Annotated in this window: 19 protein-coding genes and 1 pseudogene; 13 read left to right on the top strand and 7 right to left on the bottom strand. The window is 74.3% G+C overall.

Annotated features, from left to right (window positions below):
* The first annotated feature begins 210 nt into the window (after positions 1-210).
* A complete protein-coding gene (locus TK50_RS30040) occupies positions 211-1,890 on the top strand; it encodes a right-handed parallel beta-helix repeat-containing protein (protein ID WP_043968916.1) in 1,680 nt (559 codons plus the stop codon).
* Positions 1,891-2,087: 197 nt separating this feature from the next.
* Complete coding sequence (locus TK50_RS30045; RefSeq protein WP_043969576.1) at positions 2,088-3,362, top strand: L,D-transpeptidase; 1,275 nt, start codon at positions 2,088-2,090, stop codon at positions 3,360-3,362.
* 163 nt (positions 3,363-3,525) lie between these two features.
* On the opposite strand, the gene TK50_RS30050 is transcribed toward TK50_RS30045, so the two are convergent.
* Entirely contained in the window at positions 3,526-4,545 is a 1,020-nt protein-coding gene (locus tag TK50_RS30050; RefSeq protein WP_052504009.1) for an SMP-30/gluconolactonase/LRE family protein, read from the bottom strand.
* 190 nt (positions 4,546-4,735) lie between these two features.
* Between TK50_RS30050 and TK50_RS35655 the strand changes: the two are divergent.
* Positions 4,736-5,047: pseudogene (locus tag TK50_RS35655) on the top strand (STAS domain-containing protein); the annotation flags it as partial.
* A 386-nt stretch (positions 5,048-5,433) separates the two neighbouring features.
* On the opposite strand, the gene TK50_RS30060 reads toward TK50_RS35655, so the two are convergent.
* Both TK50_RS30060 and TK50_RS30065 read right to left on the bottom strand, forming a co-directional pair.
* Positions 5,434-5,802: an FKBP-type peptidyl-prolyl cis-trans isomerase gene (locus TK50_RS30060; protein WP_043969579.1), complete on the bottom strand. Its 369-nt coding sequence runs from the start codon at positions 5,800-5,802 to the stop codon at positions 5,434-5,436.
* Between the two features lie 237 nt (positions 5,803-6,039).
* Positions 6,040-6,615, bottom strand: coding sequence for a DoxX family membrane protein (locus TK50_RS30065; protein WP_199486172.1), 576 nt, complete (start codon positions 6,613-6,615; stop codon positions 6,040-6,042).
* A 216-nt stretch (positions 6,616-6,831) separates the two neighbouring features.
* Between TK50_RS30065 and TK50_RS30070 the strand changes: the two genes are divergently transcribed.
* Positions 6,832-7,530 carry a CBS domain-containing protein gene (locus TK50_RS30070; protein ID WP_043968917.1) on the top strand — a complete coding sequence of 233 codons (699 nt, stop codon included), beginning with the start codon at positions 6,832-6,834 and terminating at the stop codon, positions 7,528-7,530.
* A gap of 23 nt (positions 7,531-7,553) precedes the next feature.
* Here the strand turns inward: TK50_RS30070 and TK50_RS30075 are convergent, their stop codons facing one another.
* Positions 7,554-8,681: a DICT sensory domain-containing protein gene (locus tag TK50_RS30075; RefSeq protein ID WP_229405386.1), complete on the bottom strand. Its 1,128-nt coding sequence runs from the start codon at positions 8,679-8,681 to the stop codon at positions 7,554-7,556.
* 191 nt (positions 8,682-8,872) lie between these two features.
* Here TK50_RS30075 and TK50_RS30080 point away from each other — a divergent pair, with 191 nt between their 5' ends.
* Together TK50_RS30080 and TK50_RS30085 are read left to right on the top strand one after the other, a co-directional pair.
* Complete coding sequence (locus tag TK50_RS30080; RefSeq protein ID WP_043968918.1) at positions 8,873-9,766, top strand: DUF2726 domain-containing protein; 894 nt, start codon at positions 8,873-8,875, stop codon at positions 9,764-9,766.
* Between the two features lie 275 nt (positions 9,767-10,041).
* Complete coding sequence (locus TK50_RS30085) at positions 10,042-11,328, top strand: hypothetical protein (RefSeq protein WP_043968920.1); 1,287 nt, start codon at positions 10,042-10,044, stop codon at positions 11,326-11,328.
* 212 nt (positions 11,329-11,540) lie between these two features.
* Here TK50_RS30085 and TK50_RS30090 read toward each other — a convergent pair whose 3' ends face one another.
* Positions 11,541-11,888 (bottom strand): histone-like nucleoid-structuring protein Lsr2, encoded by a 348-nt coding sequence (locus TK50_RS30090; protein ID WP_043968921.1) that lies wholly within the window; start codon positions 11,886-11,888, stop codon positions 11,541-11,543.
* A gap of 267 nt (positions 11,889-12,155) precedes the next feature.
* On the opposite strand from TK50_RS30090, the gene lon reads away from it, so the two are divergent.
* On the top strand, positions 12,156-14,486 hold the full coding sequence (gene lon / locus TK50_RS30095) for an endopeptidase La (RefSeq protein WP_043968922.1): 2,331 nt from the start codon (positions 12,156-12,158) through the stop codon (positions 14,484-14,486).
* Between the two features lie 100 nt (positions 14,487-14,586).
* Here lon and TK50_RS30100 read toward each other — a convergent pair whose 3' ends face one another.
* Positions 14,587-15,096, bottom strand: coding sequence for a MarR family winged helix-turn-helix transcriptional regulator (locus TK50_RS30100; RefSeq protein ID WP_043968923.1), 510 nt, complete (start codon positions 15,094-15,096; stop codon positions 14,587-14,589).
* 110 nt (positions 15,097-15,206) lie between these two features.
* On the opposite strand from TK50_RS30100, the gene TK50_RS30105 reads away from it, so the two are divergent.
* Positions 15,207-15,578 carry a DoxX family protein gene (locus tag TK50_RS30105; RefSeq protein ID WP_043968925.1) on the top strand — a complete coding sequence of 124 codons (372 nt, stop codon included), beginning with the start codon at positions 15,207-15,209 and terminating at the stop codon, positions 15,576-15,578.
* Positions 15,579-15,626: 48 nt separating this feature from the next.
* Here TK50_RS30105 and TK50_RS30110 read toward each other — a convergent pair whose 3' ends face one another.
* The gene (locus TK50_RS30110) at positions 15,627-17,351 is read right to left on the bottom strand and encodes a DEAD/DEAH box helicase (RefSeq protein ID WP_043968926.1); all 1,725 of its coding nucleotides are present in this window, start codon (positions 17,349-17,351) and stop codon (positions 15,627-15,629) included.
* Positions 17,352-17,476: 125 nt separating this feature from the next.
* Here TK50_RS30110 and TK50_RS30115 point away from each other — a divergent pair, with 125 nt between their 5' ends.
* From TK50_RS30115 to TK50_RS30135, 5 genes are all read left to right on the top strand, one after another.
* Entirely contained in the window at positions 17,477-17,998 is a 522-nt protein-coding gene (locus TK50_RS30115; protein WP_043968927.1) for a 2'-5' RNA ligase family protein, read from the top strand.
* Between the two features lie 175 nt (positions 17,999-18,173).
* On the top strand, positions 18,174-20,402 hold the full coding sequence (locus TK50_RS30120) for a glycoside hydrolase family 9 protein (RefSeq protein ID WP_043968928.1): 2,229 nt from the start codon (positions 18,174-18,176) through the stop codon (positions 20,400-20,402).
* Positions 20,403-20,823: 421 nt separating this feature from the next.
* On the top strand, positions 20,824-21,789 hold the full coding sequence (locus tag TK50_RS30125) for a DUF5715 family protein (protein WP_043968929.1): 966 nt from the start codon (positions 20,824-20,826) through the stop codon (positions 21,787-21,789).
* 3 nt (positions 21,790-21,792) lie between these two features.
* Positions 21,793-23,394 carry an asparagine synthetase B family protein gene (locus tag TK50_RS30130; protein WP_043968930.1) on the top strand — a complete coding sequence of 534 codons (1,602 nt, stop codon included), beginning with the start codon at positions 21,793-21,795 and terminating at the stop codon, positions 23,392-23,394.
* Between the two features lie 126 nt (positions 23,395-23,520).
* The gene (locus TK50_RS30135) at positions 23,521-23,754 is read left to right on the top strand and encodes a DUF6289 family protein (RefSeq protein WP_043968931.1); all 234 of its coding nucleotides are present in this window, start codon (positions 23,521-23,523) and stop codon (positions 23,752-23,754) included.
* The last annotated feature ends 7 nt before the right edge of the window (positions 23,755-23,761 follow it).

The raw sequence follows: 23,761 nt of genomic DNA on the forward strand, positions 1-23,761 counted from the left end.
CGTCCCCTTTTGCTCGCGCCCCGCCGAATGGGCCGGAAATACGTTCCCGATCCGGATCGCCGCTCATTCGACCGAGCATCCGGTCAGCTCGATCCGATCCTTTTCCCCTCCCGTTTCTCCCCGCCCTTGCCGGGAAATCCGTGCGGGCGACGACCGCCGGTCGACCGCCCGCGACCGCCCGGTCGCCCGCCCGCGCGAGGGGAGAGCGCAGTGCCGTACCAGGGCCTGCCCGCCGCCGTCCGAGACCGTCGCCCGGCCGTCGCCGGGGCGCCGCTGCACTGCGACGCCACCCAGTACGGGCTGCGCGGCGACGGGGTGACCAACGACCAGCCGGCGCTCGCCGCCCTCGTGGACCGCCTCGGCGACGGCTACGCTGCCGACGGGCGGGCCCGGGTCATCTACTGCCCGCCCGGCATCTACTCCATCCGCGACGCGGGCACGGTCTGGCGCAGCGGGGTGTCTCTGATCGGGGCCGGCCCCGGCGCGACCCGGTTCCTGCTCAGCAACGAGGGCAACCGGGCCGACCCGACGCCGCTGGCGTTCTGGACCACCCTCCAGCACGGCGCGGACCGCGACCGGCACATCGCCGACTGCACCTTCGCCGACTTCGAGATCGACGGCTCCGGCGTGGCCATGGCCGAGTACAACTACCTCGCCAAGGGCCTCGGCCTGCAGTACGTGGTGCGCGGCGTCTTCCGCAACCTCTACATCCACCACACGGCGGCCACCGGCCTGGGCTGCGACTTCCTCCAGGACAGCCTGATCGAGGGGGTGGTGGTCGTCGGCTGCGGCCGCCTCGACAACGGCCAGGAGATGGGCGGCGCCGGGATCGGCGTCGGCATCGGCGGTTGGGGCACCGTGGAGCGGCTCACCATCGCCAACTGCACCGCGCTGGGCAACGGCACCAACGGCATCTTCCTGGAACTCCAGAAGGCCAACTGGCCGCCGCCGCGCGGCTACCGGATCGTCGGCTGCCACAGCCAGGGCAACCGGTTCGGCATCTCCGACTGGGGCGCCGACGGGCTGATCGTCTCCGCGTGCACGATGACGGGCAACCTGGAGGCCGGCTTCGACGTCTCCGCCGAGGGCACCTCCGGGGTCGCCGGCCGGGGCGGCCTGCTGGCCGACTGCGTCATCGACGGCAACGTCCGCGACGGCGTCAGCATGGGCAACACCCCGGGCCCGTACACGGTGCGCGGCAACCGGATCAGCGGCAACGGGGCGTACGGCTACCACGAGCACGACCTCGGGCGCGGCTACCACGGCGCGGCGACGGACGTGGTGATCGACAGCAACGACTTCTGGGGCAACGGCCTCGACGCCATCCGGATCGACCGGCCGATGGTCGACGCCGTGCTGCTGCACAACCGCATCCGCAACAACGGCCGCCAGTGCGCCGGCGCGTACGGCGGGGGCGGCGAGTCCGTCCGCTACAACGAGCGGTCGCTGGTCGACCGGACCGCCGGCTGGCAGCACGACGGTCACCGGGGCAAGGTGCTGCGGGTCGGCAAGCGGGTCGCCCTGGTCGCCGCCAACGACGACACCGGGCTCACCCTCGCCCCCGTACGCCCCGACGCGTACACCGCCTGGAGCGGGGACATCCCGCTGCCGGGGACGGCGTACGAGCTGCCGCCCGCGCCGCAGTGCCGGGCCGGGATCACGGTCAACGCGCACGTCGACTCGGCCACCATCCGGGGCAACCGGATCTGGGACAACCACGACGAGCGCACCCAGACGCACGGACTCTGGATCACCGAGCGGGGCAGCTGCGTGGGCTGCCGGGTCGAGGACAACGACCTGGCCGGCAACGCCGTGGCCGCCACCCGCCTGGACACCCCTCCCGTGGGCGGCCGGTGGGACCGCAACCACGGCGACCAGGACTGGGACTGACGGCGGGGCGAACCGGTCGTCCGTCGGCGGAAGGGCCGATCGGTGACACCGGGCCCTCCGGGCGCGGTTCACCATTTTCGACCCGCCGTCGCCGAAACTGCCGACAATAGCTCCGCGCCTTTTTCGGAAACTGCACCGGGCCTCCCGTAACGCCGTACAGAATGTGGCCAAAGGGGAGCGGAAAAGGGGTGCGGAACATGGACGTGAGGCGGCGATTGACGCTATTGGCGGTAACCATCGCAGCCACACCACTGGTCCTCGGCGGATGCACCGCCGGGGAGAGGAAGGCCGCCGAGCGGGCCGCGCGGGTCACGCCGCCGCCAGCGGTCGAGCTGACGCCCGCCGACCGGACCCGGGACGTCCCGGTCAGTGCCGAGATCGGCACGAGCGTGGCCCATGGCAGGGTCACCGGCGTCCGGCTCACCGACGACAAGGGCCGGCAGGTCGCGGGGGAGCCCCGGGAGGACGGGACGAGCTGGGTGCCCGGCGCTCCGCTGGCCGGCGGGCGGACGTACACCGCCGAGGTGACGGTGACGGGGGACGGCGGGAGGACCGCCACCCGCACGACGACGTTCACCACCGCGCCGAAGCCGACGAAGCCGGCGATCACCAGCACGCTCTACTTCACGGGCAACCAGACGTACGGCACCGCGATGCCCGTGACGGTGGCGTTCGACCCGGGGGTGCCGAAGGAGGCCCGCGCGGCGGTGCAGAAGCGGCTGTTCGTCAAGACCGACCCGCCGCAGCCGGGTACCTGGTCCTGGCTGGAGGACGGCAGCCAGGCCTACTACCGGGCGCCCGACTTCTGGCGGCCGGGCACGAAGATCAGCGTCCGCGCGGCGCTGGAGGGGCTGCCGATCGGCAAGGACCTGGTGGGCGACGCCGAGCACCGGGCCACCTCGAAGATCGGCCGGCAGGTCTCGGTCGACATCGACAACGCCAGCAAGCAGATGTCGGTCTTCCGCGACGGCAAGCTGGTCCGCCGGATCCCGGTCAGCCTCGGCAAGCCGAGCACGCCCAGCTCCAGCGGCAAGATGGTGATCATGGAGAAGCACGAGCGGACGACGTTCGACACCCGCGGCGAGCCCGACGGCGGCTACGTCGTCGACGTCGACGACGCCCAGCGGCTCACCTGGGGCGGGGAGTTCATCCACTCCGCGCCGTGGTCGGAGGGCGACCAGGGCTTCACCAACGTCTCGCACGGCTGCGCCAACGTCTCCGCCGCCGCCGCGGACTGGCTGATGGGCATCACCCAGGTCGGCGACCTCGTCACCGTCACGGGCACCGAGGTGCCGCTGCGGGCCGGCAACGGCTGGACGGCCTGGAACGTCAGCTGGGACGAGTTCGCCAAGGGCAGCGCCCTGCCCGTCCCGGCCGGGCTGCGGCCCAGCCCGCACACCGCGTCGCCGCACCCGGGGGCGGTGGCCGGCGGGGGTTCGCCCGCGCCGACGCCGTCGGCCAGCGGCGGCTGACCATCGGGAGGAACGGCCGCGGGTCGGCCCGTCACCGCACGGTGGCGGGCCGACCCCTGTCGCGAGCGCGGACGGGGTACGTCGCCCGACACGTGGCGTGCCGGCCGCTCCGGGCACGCGCCGCGCCGGACGGGGCACGCGCCGGGCGCGGCCGGCCCCGGCTTCAGCCGAGCGGCACCCGGGCCACGCCGGTGCCGACCAGGGAGCCCAGCCAGAGCCGGTCGCCGTGCTGGCGTACCCCGGTGATCATCCAGTAGGCGCCGCGCGGGCCGTGCAGGGTCCGCAGCACCGCGCCCGCGCCGTCGACCAGCGCGACCAGCCCGTAGCGGCGCGGCTGCGGCCGGACCGCGTCGGGCAGCAGCGCGACCAGCTGCCGCAGCCGCGGGTGCGGCAGCAGCCGCTCCACCACCGGCAGCCGGGGGCTGGGCAGGGCGATCCAGTACGTCCCGTCGCCGACCCCGCAGAGGTTGTCCGGATACGCCGGCAGGTCCGCCAGCACGGTGGCCGCCCCGCCGGGCAGGTCGACCCGGAGCAGCCGGTGGGTGGTCGTCTCCACCAGGATCAGCGCGGACTCGTCGGGGGTGAGCGCGATCCCGTTGGGGAAGTAGAGCCCCGCGGTCACCACGTCCGTCCGCCCGGTGCCCGGATGGTAGGCGAGCACCCGCCCGTTGGGCCGGTGCTCCAGCAGGTCGTGCTTCCAGTGCGACAGGGGGAAGCGGTCCGAGCTGTCGGTGAAGTAGATCGTGCCGTCGCGGGCCACGGCGGCGTTGTTGGCCAGGTGCACCGGCGGGGCCGTGCCGGTCAGCTCGCGTACCGCCCCGTCGGGGGTGACCCGCAGCAACCCCCGGTACGCGTCGCAGACGACCAGGCTGCCGTCGCGCGGGTCGAGTTCGATGCCGAGCGGCCGGCCCCCGGTCTCCGCCAGCAGCCTTGCCGGGGTGCCCGCCGGCGCGTCGGCCGCCCACCACCAGAGCCGACCGTCCTCGTCCCCGCTGACCACCCGGCCGGCCGGGTCGACCACGACGTCCTCGGGCCCGTGCGCGCCGTCGGGCAGCGGCAGCAGCTCCACCTCGTCGAGCCGACGGTCGTGGGGCGCCCACGGCCCGGTCAGCGGGGGCGGCACGGTGGCCGGCTCGCGGACGGGACGGATGGGCCGGGGCGCGCGGGGGCGGGGTACCACCATCGGCCCATTCTCACCCCGCCACCGCCGGCCGGGGCGCGTCGTCCGGCGGCGTGTCGAGCGGTCCCGCGCAGCGCCCCCCGGCCTCCTGCCAGGGGAGGATCCGGGGCGGCTCAGGGTCAGACCCTGGGTGTACCCGGAGTCACTCCCGGGCAGGGCGGAAATGTCGGTGGGTGGGGCTAGATTCGTGGTCATGGAGCAGCGCAGCGATCGGTTCCACGTGCAGGTCGACGTGGGTGACGACGTGGTGGAGATGAGGGCGACCGGCGAGGTCGACATCGCCACGGTCGGCGTGCTGCGCTCCGCGCTCTGGGCCGCCCCCGCCCGGCCGCTGCTGCGGCTCGACCTCTCCGGCGTCCGGTTGCTCTCCGCCGCCGGCGTGCGGGCGCTGGTCGCCGCGCACCGCCGGGCCCGCGCGCGGGGCGGCGAGTTGGTGCTCGTCGACCCGGCCCCGATGGTGGCCCGGGTGCTGCACGTGACCGGCCTGGACCGGGTCATCCCGGTCCGGGCGGGCGCCACCGCCGCCGCTACCGGTCCGCTCGCCCCCGCGCCGTCCGGGTCCGCCGCGGCGGTGCCCGTCGGCGCGGCGACGCCCCGTGCCGCGGCAGCACCCGTCGCCGCCGCGACGCCCGCGCCGCTGGCGTTGCCGCCGGGGCTGCTGGTGCCGCTCGTCGCCGAGCGGGGCGGCGCGTCCGCCCCGCTGGTTCCGGCCGCGTGACCCACCCGCCGATGCGGGTCTGATCCCCGCCGACTGATCCGCGCCGGCCGGGCCTGCGGGTACGCCGTTCTGATTCGCGCCGGTGCGCGGCGGGGCCCGCCGACGGGGCCCCGCCGTTGCCCGGCCGGGGCCGTCGGCGGGTGCCGACGCCCCCGGCCGGGGGAGCTGACGGGTCAGCGCACGCCGAGCAGGTCCACGACGAAGACGAGCGTCTCGCCCGGCGCGATCACGCCACCGGCGCCCTGGTTGCCGTACCCGAGGTGCGGCGGGATGGTCAGCTTGCGCCGGCCGCCGACCCGCATGCCGACGACGCCCTGGTCCCAGCCGGCGATGACCCGCCCGCCGCCGAGCGGGAACTCGAACGCGTCGCCCCGGTTCCACGACGCGTCGAACTCACGACCCGTCGAGTGGGCCACGCCCACGTAGTGCACGGTGGCCCGCTGGCCCCGCTGGGCCTCCGGGCCGTCGCCGACGACGATGTCCTCGACGACGAGATCGGCGGGCGGCGCGCCCTCGATCGGGCCGATTTCAGGCTTGTCCATGCCGTACGCCTCCTGCTCGGTGGTGCGTCCACTGCGGTCGTCGTCGATCCTGCCGGATCGTGATCCGCCGATCTCCATCGGTCCCTCGGCCGGCGCCCGGCAGGCCCGCCCGCCGCGACGAAACGAAGCGGGCCCGCCCGCCGCGACGAAGCGGGCGGGCGGTGACCCGGCCGGGCACACGTGCCGGCGGGCGTCACCTTCGGAAGGTGACGCCCGCCGGCACGTGCTGTCTGCCGTTCACCTCAGCCAGGGGAACCGCTGGACGATGGCCAGTCGCTTCCAGGTCCGCCCGAGGCCGAGGGTGTCGCCCGCGCCGACCAGGGCGAGGACCGCCAGCACCGCGGCGTAGATGAGGTGGTCGTCCATGAACGGGTTGTTCTCGGGGGGCAGGACGGCCGTCCACATCATCACCAGGAGCAGGCCGCCGGCGGTGGCGGCGATCCGCGTGCCGACGCCCAGCAGCAGGGCCACGCCGATCGCGGCCAGGCCGACCATGAACAGCCAGTCCGCCCAGGCGGCGCCGGCGATCCCGTTGTAGAACCCCTTGAACGGGCCGGCCGCGCCGAAGCTCAGGAAGCCCTTGGTGGGGCTGCCGCCGTTGATCCAGGCGTTCTTCGCGGCGGTCTCGTGACCGAGGCCGAACATCTTGTCGAGGAAGGCCCAGAGGAAGGTCCAACCCAGCGCGAGGCGGATGCCGCCGAGGACGTACCGGGTGGCCCGCTCCCGGGTGGTCTCGGTCGTCCTGGTGGTCTCGGCCGCCGGCGCGGTGGTCCTGGCGGTGGTCCGCTCGATCGTCGCGGTCATGGTGTCCACGTCCCTTCCTGTCCTCGCACCGCGCTTCCCGGTGGCAGTTCCATTGGACATCCGGCACCCGTGGGACCGTCAGGGCCGATGGGTCCGCTTCGGGCCGGGACCTTCGACCCCGGTCCACCCGGTCCGTCGGCCGTCCCGGCACCGGCCCACGGCCTCTGCCGGCCGCCCCCGCGTGCCCATAGCGTCGGGCGTGACGACGGCGGCAGGGAGGTCGCGATGAGGACCTGGCAGGTGGGCGACGTGATGACCAAGGACGTCGCGACGGTGGGGGAGGAGACCCCGTACCGGCAGATCGTGGACGTGCTCGTCCGTCGGGGCATCAGCGGCGTGCCGGTGGTCGACGGGTTCCGCCGGGTGCTGGGCGTGGTCTCCGAGACGGACCTGCTGCACCGGATCGAACGGGTCGGGCACCCCGACGAGCGGCGGGTCTTCGAGGGCCGGCGTCGCCGGGTGGCCCGGGAGAAGGCCGCCGCCCTGGTCGCCGGGGACCTGATGACCGCGCCGGCGGTGACGACGTACCCGCAGGCGTCCCTGCCGGCCGCGGCGCGGCAGCTGGACCGGGACGCGGTCCGGCGGCTGCCCGTCCTGGACGACCTCGGCCGGCTGGTCGGCATCGTCACCCGTGGCGACCTGCTGCGGGTGCACCTGCGCACCGACGCCGAGATCCGTGAGGAGGTGGTGCGGGAGGTCCTGCGGCGGGTCCTCGCCGTGCGGGACGGACTGGTGACCGTGCGGGTGCGCGACGGCGAGGTCACCCTGGACGGGCGGCTGGACCGGCGCAGCGAGGTCGACCTCGCCGGCCGGCTCGCCGCGCAGGTCGGCGGCGTCGTCCGCGTCGTCAACACCATCGCGTACGACGTCGACGACGACGCGCTCGTCGAGCTCGCCGACGGCCAGGTCACCCCGGTGGCCTGACCGTCGGCCCCGTCCCGCCGCGCCTACGGCTGCCCGACGGGCACCTCGGCCGACTCGGGGGCCAACCGGGCGACGGGCACCCCCTCCCGGGCGGCCCACCCGACGGCGTGTCGGACGTCGCCCACGGGCAACGGCCGGCGGCTGGTCACGGTGACCGCGGCGTGCACCGCGAAGGCCACGAACGGGTACGACCGGGCCAGGCCGGCGACCGCCTCGTGCACCTGACCGGCGACCGCCACCGCCTGCTCCTCGGTCAACGCCGGCAGGATCAGCAGGTACTCCTGGTCGGACAGGCGCACCGCCCGGTCCACGGGGCGCAGCGGCGCGGTCACCGCCCCGATCACCGCCTGCGCCTCCCGGGCGGCGCTGCGGCGGCCGAAGCGCTCCGGCGCGCCCGCCGGCTCGTCCACCCGTACGCCGACCAGCGCCACCGGCAGCGTGCCCGAGGCGGTGACCCCGTCCGCGCCTGCCCACCGGCGCATCCCCGGCTCGTCCAGCAGCGGGGCCGGTTCCAGGGGCGTGCCGGTGCCGCGGTCCCGCCCGCCCGGCCGGTGGGCCCGGGCGGCTCGTTCGGCGCGGGAGAACATCAGCCGCAACGCCGCCTCGCCCCGTGCCTCGCCGGGCGTGGCGGGCAGGTCCCGGACCCGGGCCAGCGTCTCCTCCACGGCGAGCCGGACCGCGCCGGGGAGCCGGTCGGCGAGCCGGTCGCGCAGCCGGACGACCTCGTGCAGCGCCTCGTCGCGGCGGAACCCCCACCGCCCGTCGAAGAGCCGACCCGACTCCAGCGTGGTCGCCTGCTCGACCTCCGCCCGGTCGTGGGCGACCAGGGCCGCGCCGAACCGGGGGGTCAGTGCGACCACGCTCCACTCCCGGGCGAGGTCCTCGGTCTCGTCCAGGGCCACGCCGCACGCGCCGGCCGGCAGCGCCTCCGGGCGCTGCCCGACCACGCCCACCACGGTCGCCGCCGCCGTGGCCGCGATCCGCTCGTAGACCGCCCGCTCGCGGTCGAAGTAGGGCATCCGCTGGAAGAGCGCGATCACCACGAGCGGGCCGTCCTCGGCGGTGGCCAGGGCGGCGCTCTCGATGGCGTGGGAGACAGCGACGAGGCTGCGCTTGGTCAGAAGTTCCGGAGCCCGTCCACTGTGCAGCACGCGCTGAGCCTAGAGAATCGGATCTCCGGTCGCATCCGTCGGGCCCCGGGCGGACCGGCGGGGCGGAAGCGTCTCCGCCGGGCCCGCGGTGGCCCGGACCGGTGACCCCGCGCGGGCCGCACCGGCGAGGTGGGCGTTGCGCTCGGCGGCCTAGACTCGGCCGTCGACGGCCCGACGGACGGAACAGGCGGATGACGCGCACCGGTAGTGATCACGGCTCCCTGCTGCGCCCGGTCGCGGCGTCGACCGGGCGGGCCCCGGTCCTCACCCGCGCCGGTCAGGTCGTGTTCGGCCCCCGCCGGCTGGGGGAGCTGGTGCACGGCCGTCCGCCGGGCGTCACGGGCCACCAGTGGAACTCGGCCGGCCGGGAGGGCTTCGACCACGTGGTGTGTGCCGGCGACAGCGGCCGTCCGCTGTTCGTCGTCGAGATCGGTCCGCCGGCCCCGGCCGGCTCCGCCGCGCAGCGCGCCGAGCGGATGAAGAACGCGGTCTGCGCGGCCGTCGGCCTGCCGGTGCTGCGGATCGTCTCGCCCACGTTGCGGGCCGCCGACCACGGCCGCCGGATCGTGGAGTACGTCATCGACGCGCGCGCCTACGCCGACGCCGTCTCGCCTCCGCCGGGGCAGGACGACCCGGCGGAGGCGATGCCCGTGCAGTTCCGGGAGATCGTCGGCCGGCTGCCGGACGGGCGCAGCGGCCACGTCAACGACCTCGGCGCCCTCGCCCGGGCGGCGGCCGTGGAGGCGTACGTGTCGCGCCGGCTGGTCGACCCGATCGTGCGGGGTCTGCACGTGCGCTGGACCGACGGCCCGGTGGAGGGCTGGAGCTGGGTGGAGGTGCGTCCCGGCCGCTGCCTGGTGGAACGGGTGCAGGTCGTCCAGCAGCGCTTCTCCTGCGGCGTGGACGCCGGCCGTCTCGCCGAGGACCTGGCGGCCGTGGCGGTCGGCGAGCGGCTGCGCGACGTCGAGGCGGCCGGACCGGATCTGGTGGCGCGCGACGAGTTGGACCGGGACATCCGCCGGCTGCGGGAGCGTCGCGACGAGATGCGCGACGGCTTCGCCTTCGACCACCTCTGCGCCGGCTGACCGGCCCGGTCCACCGGGTGACCAGCTCTTCCCGGCTCTCCATAAATTTCCCGTATCCGGGTTGAACCGTGGCCGTCGCGGGTCCGTACTCCAGCCCGAATGGACACGGATCTCCCCGCCGCGCCGGCCGGCGCGACGACGATGAGGAAAGGGCATCGTCGGTCATCGACACGCGACCGGAACGTCGCAGTGATCCTCGCCGAGGCGTCCCACCCGAATTCATCGGTCCGACGGGGTCACGAGTCAACTACCGGATCGAGAAGGAGAGCAATTCGATGCGCAGGTCCCCACGGGCGCGCCGGTCATCCGGTAACGCACGGAGCAAGCGGCTGCTGGCCGTTGTCGGCACGCTTGCGGTCTTCGGTGGAATCGTCGCCGTGACCCAGATCTCGTCCGCCGGGGACCGGCGGACGACCACCCGCGCCGCGGCGGCGTCGTGCGTGGCGCCCAGCCCCGGCGCGACCTCGAACATCGGCAGCAGCACGACCCAGACGTGGCAGAACGGCCGGTGGGTGCGCAACCACTGGGGTGACGGGCAGATGTCGGTCGCGGAGTGCCAGTCGGTCAAGGCCGGCGGCACCGCCACGAACGCCAACACCAACGCCGCCCCGGCCGGCTCGACGATCGCCTGCCCCGACGTCGCCAGCAAGCTGCCCCAGGTCCCGGCCGCCGCCAAGGCCGAGGTGGACCGCAACCTCGAGCTGCTCAAGACGCAGATCGACGAGGCGAACAAGCGGCTGGTCGCCGAGGGCCGCAACGGCGGGCAGTTCATCCAGAACGCGATCCTCGGGCCGCTGGCGGACAAGCGCCGGGCGACCCTGAGCCGCATCGCGACCGCCATCGGCCGGGTGGCGCAGCGGCCGCAGGGCCTCGAACAGCTCGCCACCTGCCAGCTCGCGGTCGGCGCCAACCCCAACGCCGGCAACAACAACGGTGGCAACAACAACGGCGGCCAGAACGGCGGGAACAACAACGGCGGCCAGAACGGCAACAACGGCGGCAACAACAACGGCAACGGCCTCGGCGTCCTCGCCAAGGACTGCGGCAACAGCCGGCTGCAGCCGCACGACGGCTTCCAGAACGGCAACCGGTGCGTCAGCACCGCGTTCGGCGAGGTCGGCGCGGCGGCGAACAACCCGTCGCTGCTGATCACGCAGTTCCCCAACCAGGTCCAGCGCAACCAGGCGTTCCAGCTGCGGGTCACCACCCGCAACCTGGTCCGGGACCGGTTCCTCGCCGCGGGTCAGGGCGGCTACTACCTGGAGAGCTCCCTGCTCAACGGGCAGGGCCTGGTGCGGGGGCACTTCCACACCGCCTGCCGGATGCTGAACAGCACCCGGCAGCCCCCGAACCCGCAGGACGTGCCGGCGTTCTTCGTGGCCACCGAGGACGGCCGGGGCGGCTCGCAGCCGGACGACGTCATCATCCAGGTGCCGGGCCTGCCGCAGGCCGGCACGGCGCAGTGCTCCGTCTGGGCCGGTGACGGTTCGCACCGTATCCCGATGATGGAGCGGGCCAACCAGACCCCGGCGATCGACGTGGTGCGGATCCAGGTCAACTGACCCGCCGGCCGCGCGCCGTACGTACATCCGGGCCGCCCGGGGCAGCAACCGCCCCGGGCGGCCCCGCGTCGTGCGCCGGGTCGTGGGCGGCGTGACCGGCAGGCGGTACGCCGCCGGAGCGGGACCGTGGGAATTGCTACCGGAAAAGCTCCGGGGCCACCGCCGAATCTCGGCGTGGCCCCGGTGTTCCGCGTGGTGGGCGCGGTGTCGGCTCAGCGGTTCTTGAAGGCCTCGACGACGGACACGGGGATCCGGCCCCGGTCGGAAATCTCGTAGCCGTTCTTGGTGGCCCATTCCCGGATCGCCCGGTTCTGCTCGCGGTCCATTCCCGAGACCGGAGCCCGGCCGGGGCGGCGGACGGTCCGGCCGGCCTCGACCGGCCCTCGGCCGATTCGCCGGCCAGCGTTGATGTAGGGGTCGAGCGCCTTCCGGAGGGTGCCGGCGTTCTCGTCGGACACATCGATGGTGTACGCCACGCCGTCCAGGCTGAACTCGACGGTCCGATCCGCCTTCCCGCCATCGAGGTCGTCAGTCAAGACGGTGATTACTTTCCGGGCCATCGCCAATTACTCCTTGTGTGGGGCGGGGTGTGTTACGAGTTTGACGTATCCCTGGGTAAATCCGCAAGAATATGCCCCGTTTGCATTCGGCGCGTCGACTTGTCGGTGATGCAATCCCGCTCCCGACGGTGGAATTTGCCAGTACGGGTTCACCCCGGGCGGCCCGCGCGGCGGGGTTCGGCGTGTCCCGGGTCACATTCCGGAACAACGGGAGTCGGCCCGGACTTGAGCCTGACACGCTCAAGTCAACGCGATGGCAGGTGTTCGATGGCAACTCTTCCGGTACTACCCCTCACCGACGCCGTCCTGCTGCCCGGCATGGTCGTCCCGGTGACCCTCGACCCCACCACCCAGGCCGCGGTCGACGCCGCGCGCGCCACCGGCGACAAGAAGGTCCTCGCCGTGCCCCGCATCGACGGCGAGTACGGCTCCGTCGGCGTGATCGCCACCATCGAGAAGGTCGGCCGGCTGCCCGACGGCGAGCCGGCAGCCGTGGTCCGCGGCCTGTCCCGGGCCCGGATCGGCTCCGGCGTCCCCGGGCCCGGCGCCGCCCTCTGGGTCGAGGCGACCGAGCTCGACGAGCCCGCCCCGGCCGGCAGGGCCCGGGAGCTGGCCCGCGAGTACCGCGCCCTGATGACCTCGGTCCTGCAGCAGCGCGGCGCCTGGCAGGTCATCGACGCCATGGAGCGCATGACCGACCTCTCCGAGCTGGCCGACGCGGCCGGCTACGCGCCCTGGCTCACCCTGGCGCAGAAGACCGAGCTGCTCGCCGCCGCCGACGTGACCGCCCGGCTGGAGCTGCTGGTCGGTTGGGTGCGTGAGCACCTGGCCGAGCAGGAGGTCACCGAGCAGATCAACAGCGACGTGCGCGAGGGCCTGGAGAAGACCCAGCGCGAGTTCCTGCTCCGCCAGCAACTCGCCGCGATCCGCAAGGAGCTCGGCGAGGACTCCCCGGACGGCTCCGCCGACTACCGGGCCCGGGTGGAGGCCGCCACGCTGCCGGAGAAGGTCCGCGAGGCGGCGCTGCGCGAGGTCGGCAAGCTGGAGCGCGCCAGCGACGCCTCCCCGGAGGCGGGCTGGATCCGCACCTGGCTCGACACGGTCCTCGAGATGCCGTGGACCACGCGTACCGAGGACAACACCGACCTGGCCGCAGCCCGCGCCGTACTAGACGCCGACCACGCCGGCCTGGCCGACGTCAAGGACCGCATCCTGGAGTACCTCGCGGTGCGCAACCGCCGCGCCGAGCGCAACCTCGGCGTGGTCGGCGGGCGCGGGTCCGGGGCGGTGCTCGCCCTCGCCGGCCCGCCCGGCGTCGGCAAGACCAGCCTCGGCGAGTCCGTGGCCCGGGCGCTCGGGCGCAACTTCGTCCGGGTCTCCCTCGGCGGCGTCCGCGACGAGGCGGAGATCCGCGGCCACCGGCGCACGTACGTCGGCGCGCTGCCCGGCCGGATCGTCCGCGCCCTGCGCGAGGCCGGCTCGATGAACCCGGTCGTGCTCCTCGACGAGGTCGACAAGCTGGCCGTCGGGTATTCCGGCGACCCCGCCGCCGCCCTGCTGGAGGTGCTCGACCCGGCGCAGAACCACACGTTCCGCGACCACTACCTGGAGGTCGACCTCGACCTGTCCGACGTGCTCTTCCTGGCCACCGCCAACGTGGTGGAGACCATCCCCGGCCCGCTGCTGGACCGGATGGAGCTGGTCACCCTCGACGGCTACACCGAGGACGAGAAGGTCGCCATCGCCCGCGACCACCTGCTGCCCCGGCAGCTCCAGCGGGCCGGGCTGACCGCCGAGGAGGTCACCGTCGCCGACGACGCCCTCACCCTGATCGCGGGGGAGCACACCCGGGAGGCCGGTGTCCGGCAGCTCGAACGGGCCCTGGCGAAGATCCTGCGCAAGGTCGCCGTCGCGCTGGCCGACGACCCGACCCCGGTGCGGGTGGACGCGGACAACCTGGCCCGCTACCTGGGGCGGCCCCGGTTCACCCCGGAGTCGGCGGAGCGGACGGCGGTGCCCGGTGTGGCGACCGGCCTCGCCGTGACCGGCGCGGGCGGCGACGTGCTCTTCATCGAGGCCACCAGCATGGAGGGCGAGCCGGGACTGACGCTCACGGGCCAGCTCGGCGACGTGATGAAGGAGTCCGCCCAGATCGCGCTGTCGTACCTGCGCTCCAACGGGCGTCGGCTCGGCATCGACCCCAACGCCCTCGCCGGGCGGCGGATCCACCTGCACGTCCCGGCGGGCGCGGTGCCGAAGGACGGGCCGAGCGCCGGCATCACCATGGTCACCGCGCTGGCGTCGCTGGTGACCGGCCGGCCGGTGCGCCCGGAGTTCGGGATGACCGGCGAGGTGACCCTTTCCGGGCGGGTGCTGCCCATCGGCGGGGTGAAGCAGAAGCTGCTCGCCGCGCACCGGGCCGGCCTGACCGAGGTGATCATCCCGGCGCGTAACGAGCCGGACCTGGACGACCTGCCGGCCGAGGTGCGCGAGGCGCTGACCGTGCACACCCTCGCCGACGTGGCCGACGTGCTCGCCCTGGCGCTGCGCCCGGCCGACGCCGACACCCGCACCGACCCGGCCCTCACGGCCGCCTGAGGGGTAAGCAGGGGCCCCTTGTCATCGCTTTTCGGATGACAAGGGGCCCTGCTTGCGTCCTCGCCGGAGCAGCCGACCACCGGACGTGGGGTGGCCGGGGTCAGCGCCCGTCGGCGTTGCTCCCGCCGTGGTCGGACGACGCCGGGCAGTCGCCGGGCGGGGCGAGGCGGGTCAGCAGCGCGGCGGTGATCTCGCCGAGCTGCGTGACCTGGGTCGGGGTCAGCGCGTCGAAGACGAGCGAGCGGACGAGAGCCACGTGCCCCGGGGCGGCCGCGGCGAGGTGCGCGTACCCGGCGTCGGTGAGCACGGCCACGCACCCGCGGCCGTCGTCGTCGGCGCGCTCGCGGCGTACCCAGCCCCGGCGTTCCAACCGGCCCACGAGGTGGGACAGGCGGGACTGCGAGCCGTTGACGAGGGCGGCCAACTCGCTCATCCGGCGGGACCGGGTCGGGGCCTCCGACAGCATCGCCAGCACCCCGTAGCCGAAGCGGGTCAGGTCGGCGTCGCGCTGCAACTGCCCCTCGAGCTCGTTCGGCAGCAGGGTGAGCACGGCGAGCGTCCGTCGCCAGATCTCCTGCTCGCCGTCGGTCAGCCAGCGGGTGGGTTCCATGCCGCCAGCCTACCGAATGCTTGACGCTTCAAGTATCTGCTCGTACGGTGGTCCTTGAAGCGTCAAGTATCTCACCCGCCCACGCGGCGGTCCGCCATGGAGGCACCCCCATGAACATCGCCCTCTGGGCCCTGCAGATCCTGCTCGCCCTGGTCTTCGCCGGGGCCGGGCTCACCAAGGTCACCCAGCCCAAGGAGAAGCTGCGCGAGAAGATGAGCTTCGTCGAGGGTGTGCCGGAAGGCGCGGTCAAGGCCCTCGGCGCGCTGGAGGTCCTCGCCGCGATCGGCCTGGTCCTGCCCGCCCTCACCGGCATCGCCACCGTGCTGACGCCGCTGGCCGCCGTGGGCGCGGCGATCGTGATGGCCGGCGCCGTCGTCGTGCACGTCCGGGCCAAGGAGTACCCGCCGGCCGCGTTCACCGCGCTGCTGCTGGTCGCCGCGCTCGTCGTCGCCTGGGGCCGGTTCGGCCCGTACGCGTTCTGACCGGCCCCGGCCGGCCCGCGCCCACGGCGCGGGCCGGCCGCCTGCTCGTCAGGGGCGGTCGCGGTCGCGGCGTACCGTCGTCTTGCGGCCCTTGATGGTGCTGTTGCGCAGCCCGGCGATCACCTCGTCCACCACGGCCGCCGGCACCTCGACCAGCGAGAACCGGTCGGCGATCTCGATCGAGCCGATGTCGCGCCCGCTGACCCGGGTCTCCCCGGTGATCGCACCGACCAGGTCCTGTGGGCGCACCCCGGCGCGCCGGCCCAGCCCGATGAACACCTGCGTGGTGCCCCCGGAACGGGGCCGCCCGGGCCGCCGCTCGCCGCCGCGCCCCTCCTGCCCGGGGCGCCCCTCGCGCTGCGGGCGGACGGCGACCTGCGGGATCTCCTCCTCGTCGTCGTCCGAGCCCGGGGAGGCGGCCTCGTGGGCCAGCTTCACCGCCGCGAGCGCCACCTCCATCATGTCGAACTCGTCCGACAGTGACTCCACGATGACCCGGAACGGCTCCAGGTCGTCCTCCAGAAGGCTCTCCCGCAGCGCCGCCTGGGTCAGCTCCAGCCGCCGGGTGCGCAGGTCGGCCACCGTGGGGATCTTGTCGATGGCGATGCGCTGGCCGGTCACCCGCTCGATGGTCTTGAGCATCCGGTGCTCGCGCGGCTCGGCGAGGGTGATCGCCACGCCTTCCCGGCCCGCCCGCCCCACCCGGCCGATGCGGTGCACGTACGACTCCGGGGCCGACGGCACGTCGTAGTTGACCACGTGGGTGAGCTGCTCGACGTCCAGCCCCCGGGCCGCCACGTCGGTGGCCACCAGCAGGTCGGCCGTGCCGGCGCGCAGCCGGCCCATCACCCGGTCCCGCTGCTCCTGGCTCATCCCGCCGTGCAGCGCCTCGGCGCGGTAGCCCCGGCCGTTCATCGTCTCGGTGAGCCGGTCCACCTCCTCCCGGCTGCGGCAGAAGACGATCGCCGCGGTCGGCGACTCCACGTCCAGCACCCGGCCCAGCGCCGCCGGCTTGTGCGCCCGCGCCACGATGTACGCGCTCTGCCGCACCCGGGGCGTCTCGCCGGCCACCGGCTGCTCCCGGCCGATCTGGATCCGCACCGGGTCGGTCAGGTGCTGCCGGGCCATCCCGTCGATGCGCGACGGCATGGTGGCCGAGAACAGCACCGTCTGCCGCTGCTGCGGGGCGTGCTCCAGGATCGCCTCGATGTCCTCGGCGAAGCCCATGTCGAGCATCTCGTCGGCCTCGTCGAGCACCACCGTGGCCAGGCCGCCCAGCCGCAGGGTGCCCCGGGCGATGTGGTCCAGCGCCCGGCCCGGGGTCGCCACGACCACGTCCACCCCCAGGTCGAGGGCGCGCAGCTGCCGGCCGATCGGCTGGCCGCCGTAGATCGGCAGCACCCGGGCGCCCAGGTCCTTGCCGTAGCGGTGGAACGCCTCCGACACCTGCACCGCCAGTTCCCGGGTGGGCACCAGCACCAGGGCCACCGGCTCCCCGCCGGTCCGCCCGTCCGGCATCCGCTGCAGCAGCGGCAACGCGAACGCGGCCGTCTTGCCGGTGCCGGTGGCCGCCTGACCGAGCAGGTCCCTGCCGGCCAGCAGGGGCGGGATCGCCTCCCGCTGGATCGGGGTCGGCTCCTCGTAGCCGAGGGCGGACAGCGCGCCGAGCAGTTCGGCGCGTAGCCCGAGGTCGGTGAAGGCGCTTGCCTCGTCATCGACGCCGGGGGAGTGCGGGTCGGTCGGTGGATCCTGCCGTGCGGGTGCGGAGCTCATGCGACAAGCTTTTCATTCCCGCCCCGCGCGGGTTCCGCCGACCGGCGCAAACCGCGCCGCGCGTCACGTCCGACGCCGGCCGGAAGGTCCTCCGGGGCACACGCCCGGCGGTTAGCCTGGCCGTCGTGCGTACCGTCGAACTGCTCTGCTGCCCACAGCTGGAGGCCGCGGTACGTGCCGGATGGGACCGGCTCGCCGCCGCCGGCCTGCCCAGCCTGGCCCGCAACACCCATCCCACCAACCGCCCGCACCTGACGCTCGCGGCGGTCGACGAGTTCCCGCCGGGCGCCCGCCGCCGGCTCGCCGCGCTCGTCGGGCGGGCCCTGCCCCTGCCGGTACGCCTCGACCGGATCGCCGTCCTCGACGGCAGCGCCCCGCTGGTCTGGCTGCTGCGCCCGGAGCCGGCCCTGACCGCCCTGCACGCGGCGGTCTGGGACGTCCTCGCCGGGGCCGACGGGCAGCGCCCCTGGCACGCCCCGGGGCGGTGGGTCCCGCACCTGAGCCTGGCGCTGCGCTTCCGCGCCGCCGACCGCCGGCTGGCCCGGGCAGTGGTCGGCGTGGACCGGCCGGCCGGGGAGTTCGTGGCCGCCCGCAGCTACGACGGCGCCACGAGGACGGTCGGCCCGCTCGGTTCCGCCGGGAGCTGATCTCGACGAGGCTCGCGGCAGGCAAGTGCGACGGTGGCTGGCCGATCGCCTTCCCGTGCGGTGATGGCCTAGGGTTGGCCCAGCGCTCCCGTCGGCGGTCTGCCCGACCGCCCGGCGGCTTCGTGCTGGGCCGGTCCGGCAGGTGGTCAACCCGACGCACCCCGGAAGAGGAACGATGCCCCTCCGCAAGCGCCCGGCCGCCATGGCGGCCGCCACCCTGCTCACCCTGAGTGCCCTGGCCGTCGTGCCGTCCATCGCGGCCGCCGCTCCCGACCCGGGCGGCCCCGTGAAGGTGAACCAGGTCGCGTACGTGCCCGGCACCCCCAAGCAGGCCACCGTGGTCAGCACGTCGACCAGCCCGCTGGCCTGGACCCTGCGCAACGCCGCCGGCGCGACCGTCGCCTCCGGCCAGACCACCGTACGCGGCGCGGACGCCCTCTCCGGCGACAGCGTCCACGTCGCCGACTTCTCCGCCTACGACACCGTGGGCAGCGGCTACGTGCTCACGGTCGGTGGGAACAGCAGCCACCCCTTCGACATCTCCGCCGACGCGGTGCGCCGGCTGCGCACCGACGCGCTGGCGTTCTTCTACCACCAGCGCAGCGGCACGCCGATCGAGTCGCGGTACGTCGGCTCCCGCTACTCCCGCCCCGCCGGGCACGTCAACGTCGCCCCGAACCAGGGCGACAACGCGGTGCCCTGCCGCACCTCCTGCGGCTACACCCTCGACGTGCGGGGCGGCTGGTACGACGCCGGCGACCACGGCAAGTACGTCGTCAACGGCGGCCTGGCCACCTGGCAGCTGCAGAACATCCACGAGCGCGCCCTGCACGTGACCGGGGCCGACCGGGCCGGGCTCGCCGACGGCACGCTGGCGATCCCCGAGCAGGCCAACGGGGTGCCCGACGTGCTGGACGAGGCGCGCTGGGAGCTGGAATTCATGCTGAAGATGCAGGTGCCCGACGGCCGCACGAACGCCGGCATGGTGCACCACAAGATCCACGACCAGAACTGGACCGCGCTGCCGACCCGGCCGGAGCTGGACAGCCAGCCCCGGCTCCTCGCGCCGGTCAGCACCGCCGCGACCCTGAACCTGGCGGCGACCGCCGCGCAGGCGTCCCGGCTGTGGAAGTCCTACGACGCGACCTTCGCCGCCCGGGCGCTCGCCGCCGCCGAGAAGGCGTACGCCGCGGCGAAGGCCAACCCGAACCGGCTGGCGCCGGCCACGGACAACACCGGCGGCGGCGCGTACGAGGACAACAGCGTGGGTGACGAGTTCTACTGGGCGGCGGCCGAGCTGTACGCCACCACGGGGGCGGCCGGCTACCGGGCCGACGTGACGGGTTCGTCCTACTACAAGGGCACCAGCTTCACCAACCGCGGCTACGACTGGAGCTGGACCGCCGGGCTCGGCGACACCACCCTGGCCCTGGTGCCCAACGGCCTGCCGGCCGCCGACCTGGCCGCCACCCGGGCCGCGATCGTGGCCTTCGCCGATCGGCTGCTGACCCAGACCGCCACGCAGGGCTACCCCGCCCCGGGCAGCGGCGACGGGACGTACTACTGGGGCTCCAACGGCGCCGTCGCCAACAACGGCAACGTCCTGGCCCTCGCCTTCGACTTCACCGGCCAGCAGAAGTACCGCGCCGGGGCCTACGCAGCCTACGACTACCTGCTCGGCCGCAACCCGCTGAACCAGTCCTACGTGGCCGGTTACGGCGAGAAGCCGGTGCGCAACGTGCACCACCGGTTCTGGGCCAACCAGAACGACTCCTCGCTGCCCACCGCGCCGCCCGGCTCGCTCTCCGGCGGGCCGAACAGCCAGTTGCAGGACCCGGTGGCCGTGGCCCAGCTCTCCGGTTGCAAGCCGCAGAAGTGCTTCGTCGACGACATCGAGGCGTACTCGGTCAACGAGGTGGCGATCAACTGGAACTCGGCGCTGGCCTGGCTGGCGAACTGGGCGGCGGAGCGGGCGGGCACCGGCGGCACGACGCCGGAGCCCACCCCGTCGCCGACCGTCTCGCCCTCGCCGACGGCCTCGCCCACCCCGACCGTCTCGCCCACGCCTACGACCACGCCGCCGGCGGGCGGCTGCGCGGTGACGTACACGTCGAACAACTGGAGCAACGGCTTCAGCGGCAACCTGACCGTCACCAACAGCTCGGCCGCGACGTGGCCGTCGTGGAGCCTGACCTTCAGGTTCACCGCCGGCCAGCAGATCAGCCAGGGCTGGTCCGGAAAGTTCAGCCAGAGCGGCGCCGAGGTCACGGTGACCAACGAGAGCTGGAACGCCGTCGTCGCCCCGGGCGGCTCGGTGAGCCTCGGCTTCAACGCCTCCCACACCGGCGCCAACCCGACCCCGGTGGGCTTCGCCGTCAACGGCACCACCTGCACGCTGCGGTGACCGGGTGACCCGGTGACGAGGATGCCGGCCCCGCCGGCCTGATCCGGGTCCGTCGCCGATCCCGCCCTTCGCGTGTGCAGTCGGTGAAGGGGGCTGCGGGATCGACGACGTTCGGCGAAACTGGTCAGGGGCCTCTTCCCACCGGAATCGAGGCCCGGGCGGACGGCCGGGGTGCCGCACCCACCCCGGCCGTCCTGCTCCACCCGGCGCCGCACCATCACCGAAGCGGCGTGGCAGCAGCGGCGGCTCAGCGGCGGACGCGCGCAGGTAACCGGATCCGGCGGTCCCCGTGGCTCCGCGCCGCCGTGGTACGGCGCGCATTCGGGGGAGATGGGAAGAATGTTCGGCCTGTCCCGGCTACTCGTGGTTACGGTGCTTTTGACAGCAACCGCGCCGTGTCGTACCGGGAGAGGACCCGACCATGCGAGTGCCCAGCCGAAGCTCCGGCCAGCAGCCCGGCACCTCCGTGGCGTCCACCGCCCCGGCGCGGCGCGTGCCGCGGGGCGTCGCCCCCCGCCCGGCCCCGCCGACGCCCGACCTCGACGCCTACCGGGCCGCCGTGACGGACCTGCTCGTCGAGGTCGGCGCGTTGGCCGACCCGGACTCGGCGGGGGCCCGCCAGGTGCTGCTCGACGAGCGGTTGCGCGAGCCGGCGATCGCCGCGGTGCTCGACGCCACCGCCCAGGGCCTCGTCGGCGCCCGGGAGACGCTGCTGCTGGAGATGGCCCGCTACCAGCCCAGTCCGCGCAACTCCGCCGGTGACCTGGCCGCCCTGGTCCGGATCTACCTGCTCTCCCGCATCGACGTCATGTGGTGGCGCGACGCCACCACCTTCATGACCGACGCGCAGGTCCACGCCAGCAACGAGCTGGTCGACCTGGAGTGGCTGCGCCGCCGCGACCTGCTCCGCTTCCGCTACCAGGAACAGCCCGCCACCGTCGTCGGGCGGGGCGTGCGGGCGGTACGCCGCCGGCTGCTGCCGGACGCCCGGCCGCGCACCGCCGGCCTGAAGTTCCGCCGGGCCCGGCGCGAGGTGATCGGCCTGCTCAACGACATCGGCCGCGAGTTCGCCCGCAGCGCCCCGCCCGGCACGCCGCCGCTGTGGGTGACCAGTCTGGTGCGCAGCGCCGAGCACCAGCACCGGCTGCGCCGCCTCGGCTACGCCGCGATGGTGCCCAGCGGCCACTGCCTCGGCTACGCCGTCGACGTGGAGATGTCCTGGTTCCAGCGGTTCGGCGCCCGGGACGTGCTGGCCGGCCTGCTGCTGGCCCGCCAGCAGGCCGGGGAGATCAACGTGGTCGACGAGGGGCAGGCCTGGCACGTGTGCCTCGCGCCCGCCGCCCGGGCGCGGTTCCGCCGCGCGTACGAGGCCGAGATGGGGGTCTGAGCCGTGTGCGGCATCGCCCTGAGCCTCGGCCCCGAGGCCGACCCGGCCACCTTCCGGCGGATGCTGGCCGTCCTCGCCCCGCGCGGCGAGGTGACCGAGACCCGTCGGGAGGCGGGCCTGCTCGCCGGCACCCGCCGGCTGCGGATCGTCGACCGGGAACGGGCGGTGCAGCCCTGGGTCTCCGCCGACGAGCGCCTCCTGCTCTGCTACAACGGCGAGGTCTTCAACCACCGGGAGCTGCGCGCGGAGCTGACCCGCCTGGGGCACGCGTTCCGCAGCGAGAGCGACACCGAGGTGGTGCTCGCCGCCTTCGAACGCTGGGGCGAGGACGCGGTGCGGCGGCTGCGCGGCGAGTACGCCTTCGTCGTGGTCGAGCGGGCCACCGGCCGGGCCTACCTGGCCCGCGACCCGCTCGGGGTGAAGCCGCTGTACTGGTCCCGGGTGCCGGGCTGCCTGCACCTGGCCAGCGAGGTCAAGGCCCTGGTGGGGCACGGCGCCCCCGTCGCCGAGGTGCCCCCGGGGCACCACGGCTGGGCCGAGCCGGGCGGCCACGTCCGGCTGCGCCCGTACGTCGACCTGCTCACGCTCGGCGACGGGCTGCCCGTGGTGGACGACCCGGACGAGGCCGCCCTGCTCGTCCGGGCCGCCCTCACCGACAGCATCCGGATGCGGCTGGACACCGACCTCACCGTCGGCGTGGTGCTCTCGGGCGGGCTGGACAGCTCGCTCGCCCTGCTGCACACCCACCAGCTGCACCCCGACTGCGTGGCGGTGACCGTCGGGGCGCCGGGCAGCCCCGACGTGGCGTACGCCCGGCGGCTCGCCGCCGACCTCGGGGTGCCGCACGAGGTGATCGAGCTGCGTCCGCGCGACATCCGGCTCGCCGACGTGCGGGAGGCCATCCGGATCTCCGAGCTGACCGAGTACGGGGACATCATCAACGCCGTGGTCTCGGTGCCGATCTTCCGGCGGCTGCGTGACCTGGGCGTCAAGGTGGTGCTCACCGGAGACGGCTCCGACGAGCTGTTCGGCGGCTACCCCATGTACCACCAGGTCGGCCCCGAGCGGGCCCGCCGGCTGTTCCTGCACAAGATCCGCAACCTGTGCCGTACGGAGTTGCAGCGGGTGGACCGCGCGAGCATGGCCCACGGAGTGGAGGCGCGGGTGCCGTTCCTCGACCTGAGCGTGGTGGAGCTGGCGATGCGGCTGCCGCTGGAGCTGAAGCTGCGGGAGGGCCAGGAGAAGTGGATCGTCCGCCGGGCGTTCGCCGACGTGCTGCCCGACTACGTGCGGCGGCGGCCGAAGAACCCGATGTCGTACTCGTCGGGGCTGCACGAGCGGGCCCGGCTCTACAAGCCGCTCTTCGCCCGGCTGCACCGCTCCTTCGGCTACCCCCTGCTCGACCCGGTGCGCCGGGACTTCGACAGCGTGCTCACCCGCTGCGGCAACGACCTGGACCGGGCCATCGCCGACGGGCTGGCCCGGCCGGACTACACGGTGCTGGAACACGCCCGGGACCTGGTGGGCGCGGCGAAGTGGAACGCCGCGCCGGTGGTCCGCCGGCTGGTCGGCCCGCGGGCCACCCGCCGGACCCCGGTCGGCTGAGGGCCCACCCCTACCGTCGTTGCCCCGCCCACTGTGGACCACTACGTTGATCGATACACAGGCGGCCGGTGGGACGACGAGTCACCCCGGGCGTGACGCCCCACCCGTCGCCGGAAGGGGACTCCCGTGATCCGCCGCGTGCTGCTGACCGCCGCCCTGGTGGGCGCCTCCGTGCTCGTCGTGCCGGGCTCGCCCGCGCAGGCCCGCGCCTGCCGCATCGACCACGAGTGCGTGACCACCTACTACGCCGACTCCAGCCACACCACCGTGCTGGGGGAGAAGTACGAGAGCTGCTCCGGCACGGTCTACACCTGGGGCGTCCGCTCCGGCTACCCGACGTTCGTCGAGAGCCCCTGCTGAGTCCGGC

The organism is Micromonospora haikouensis, from assembly GCF_000876225.1.
GTDB classification, from domain to species: Bacteria; Actinomycetota; Actinomycetes; order Mycobacteriales; family Micromonosporaceae; genus Micromonospora; species Micromonospora haikouensis.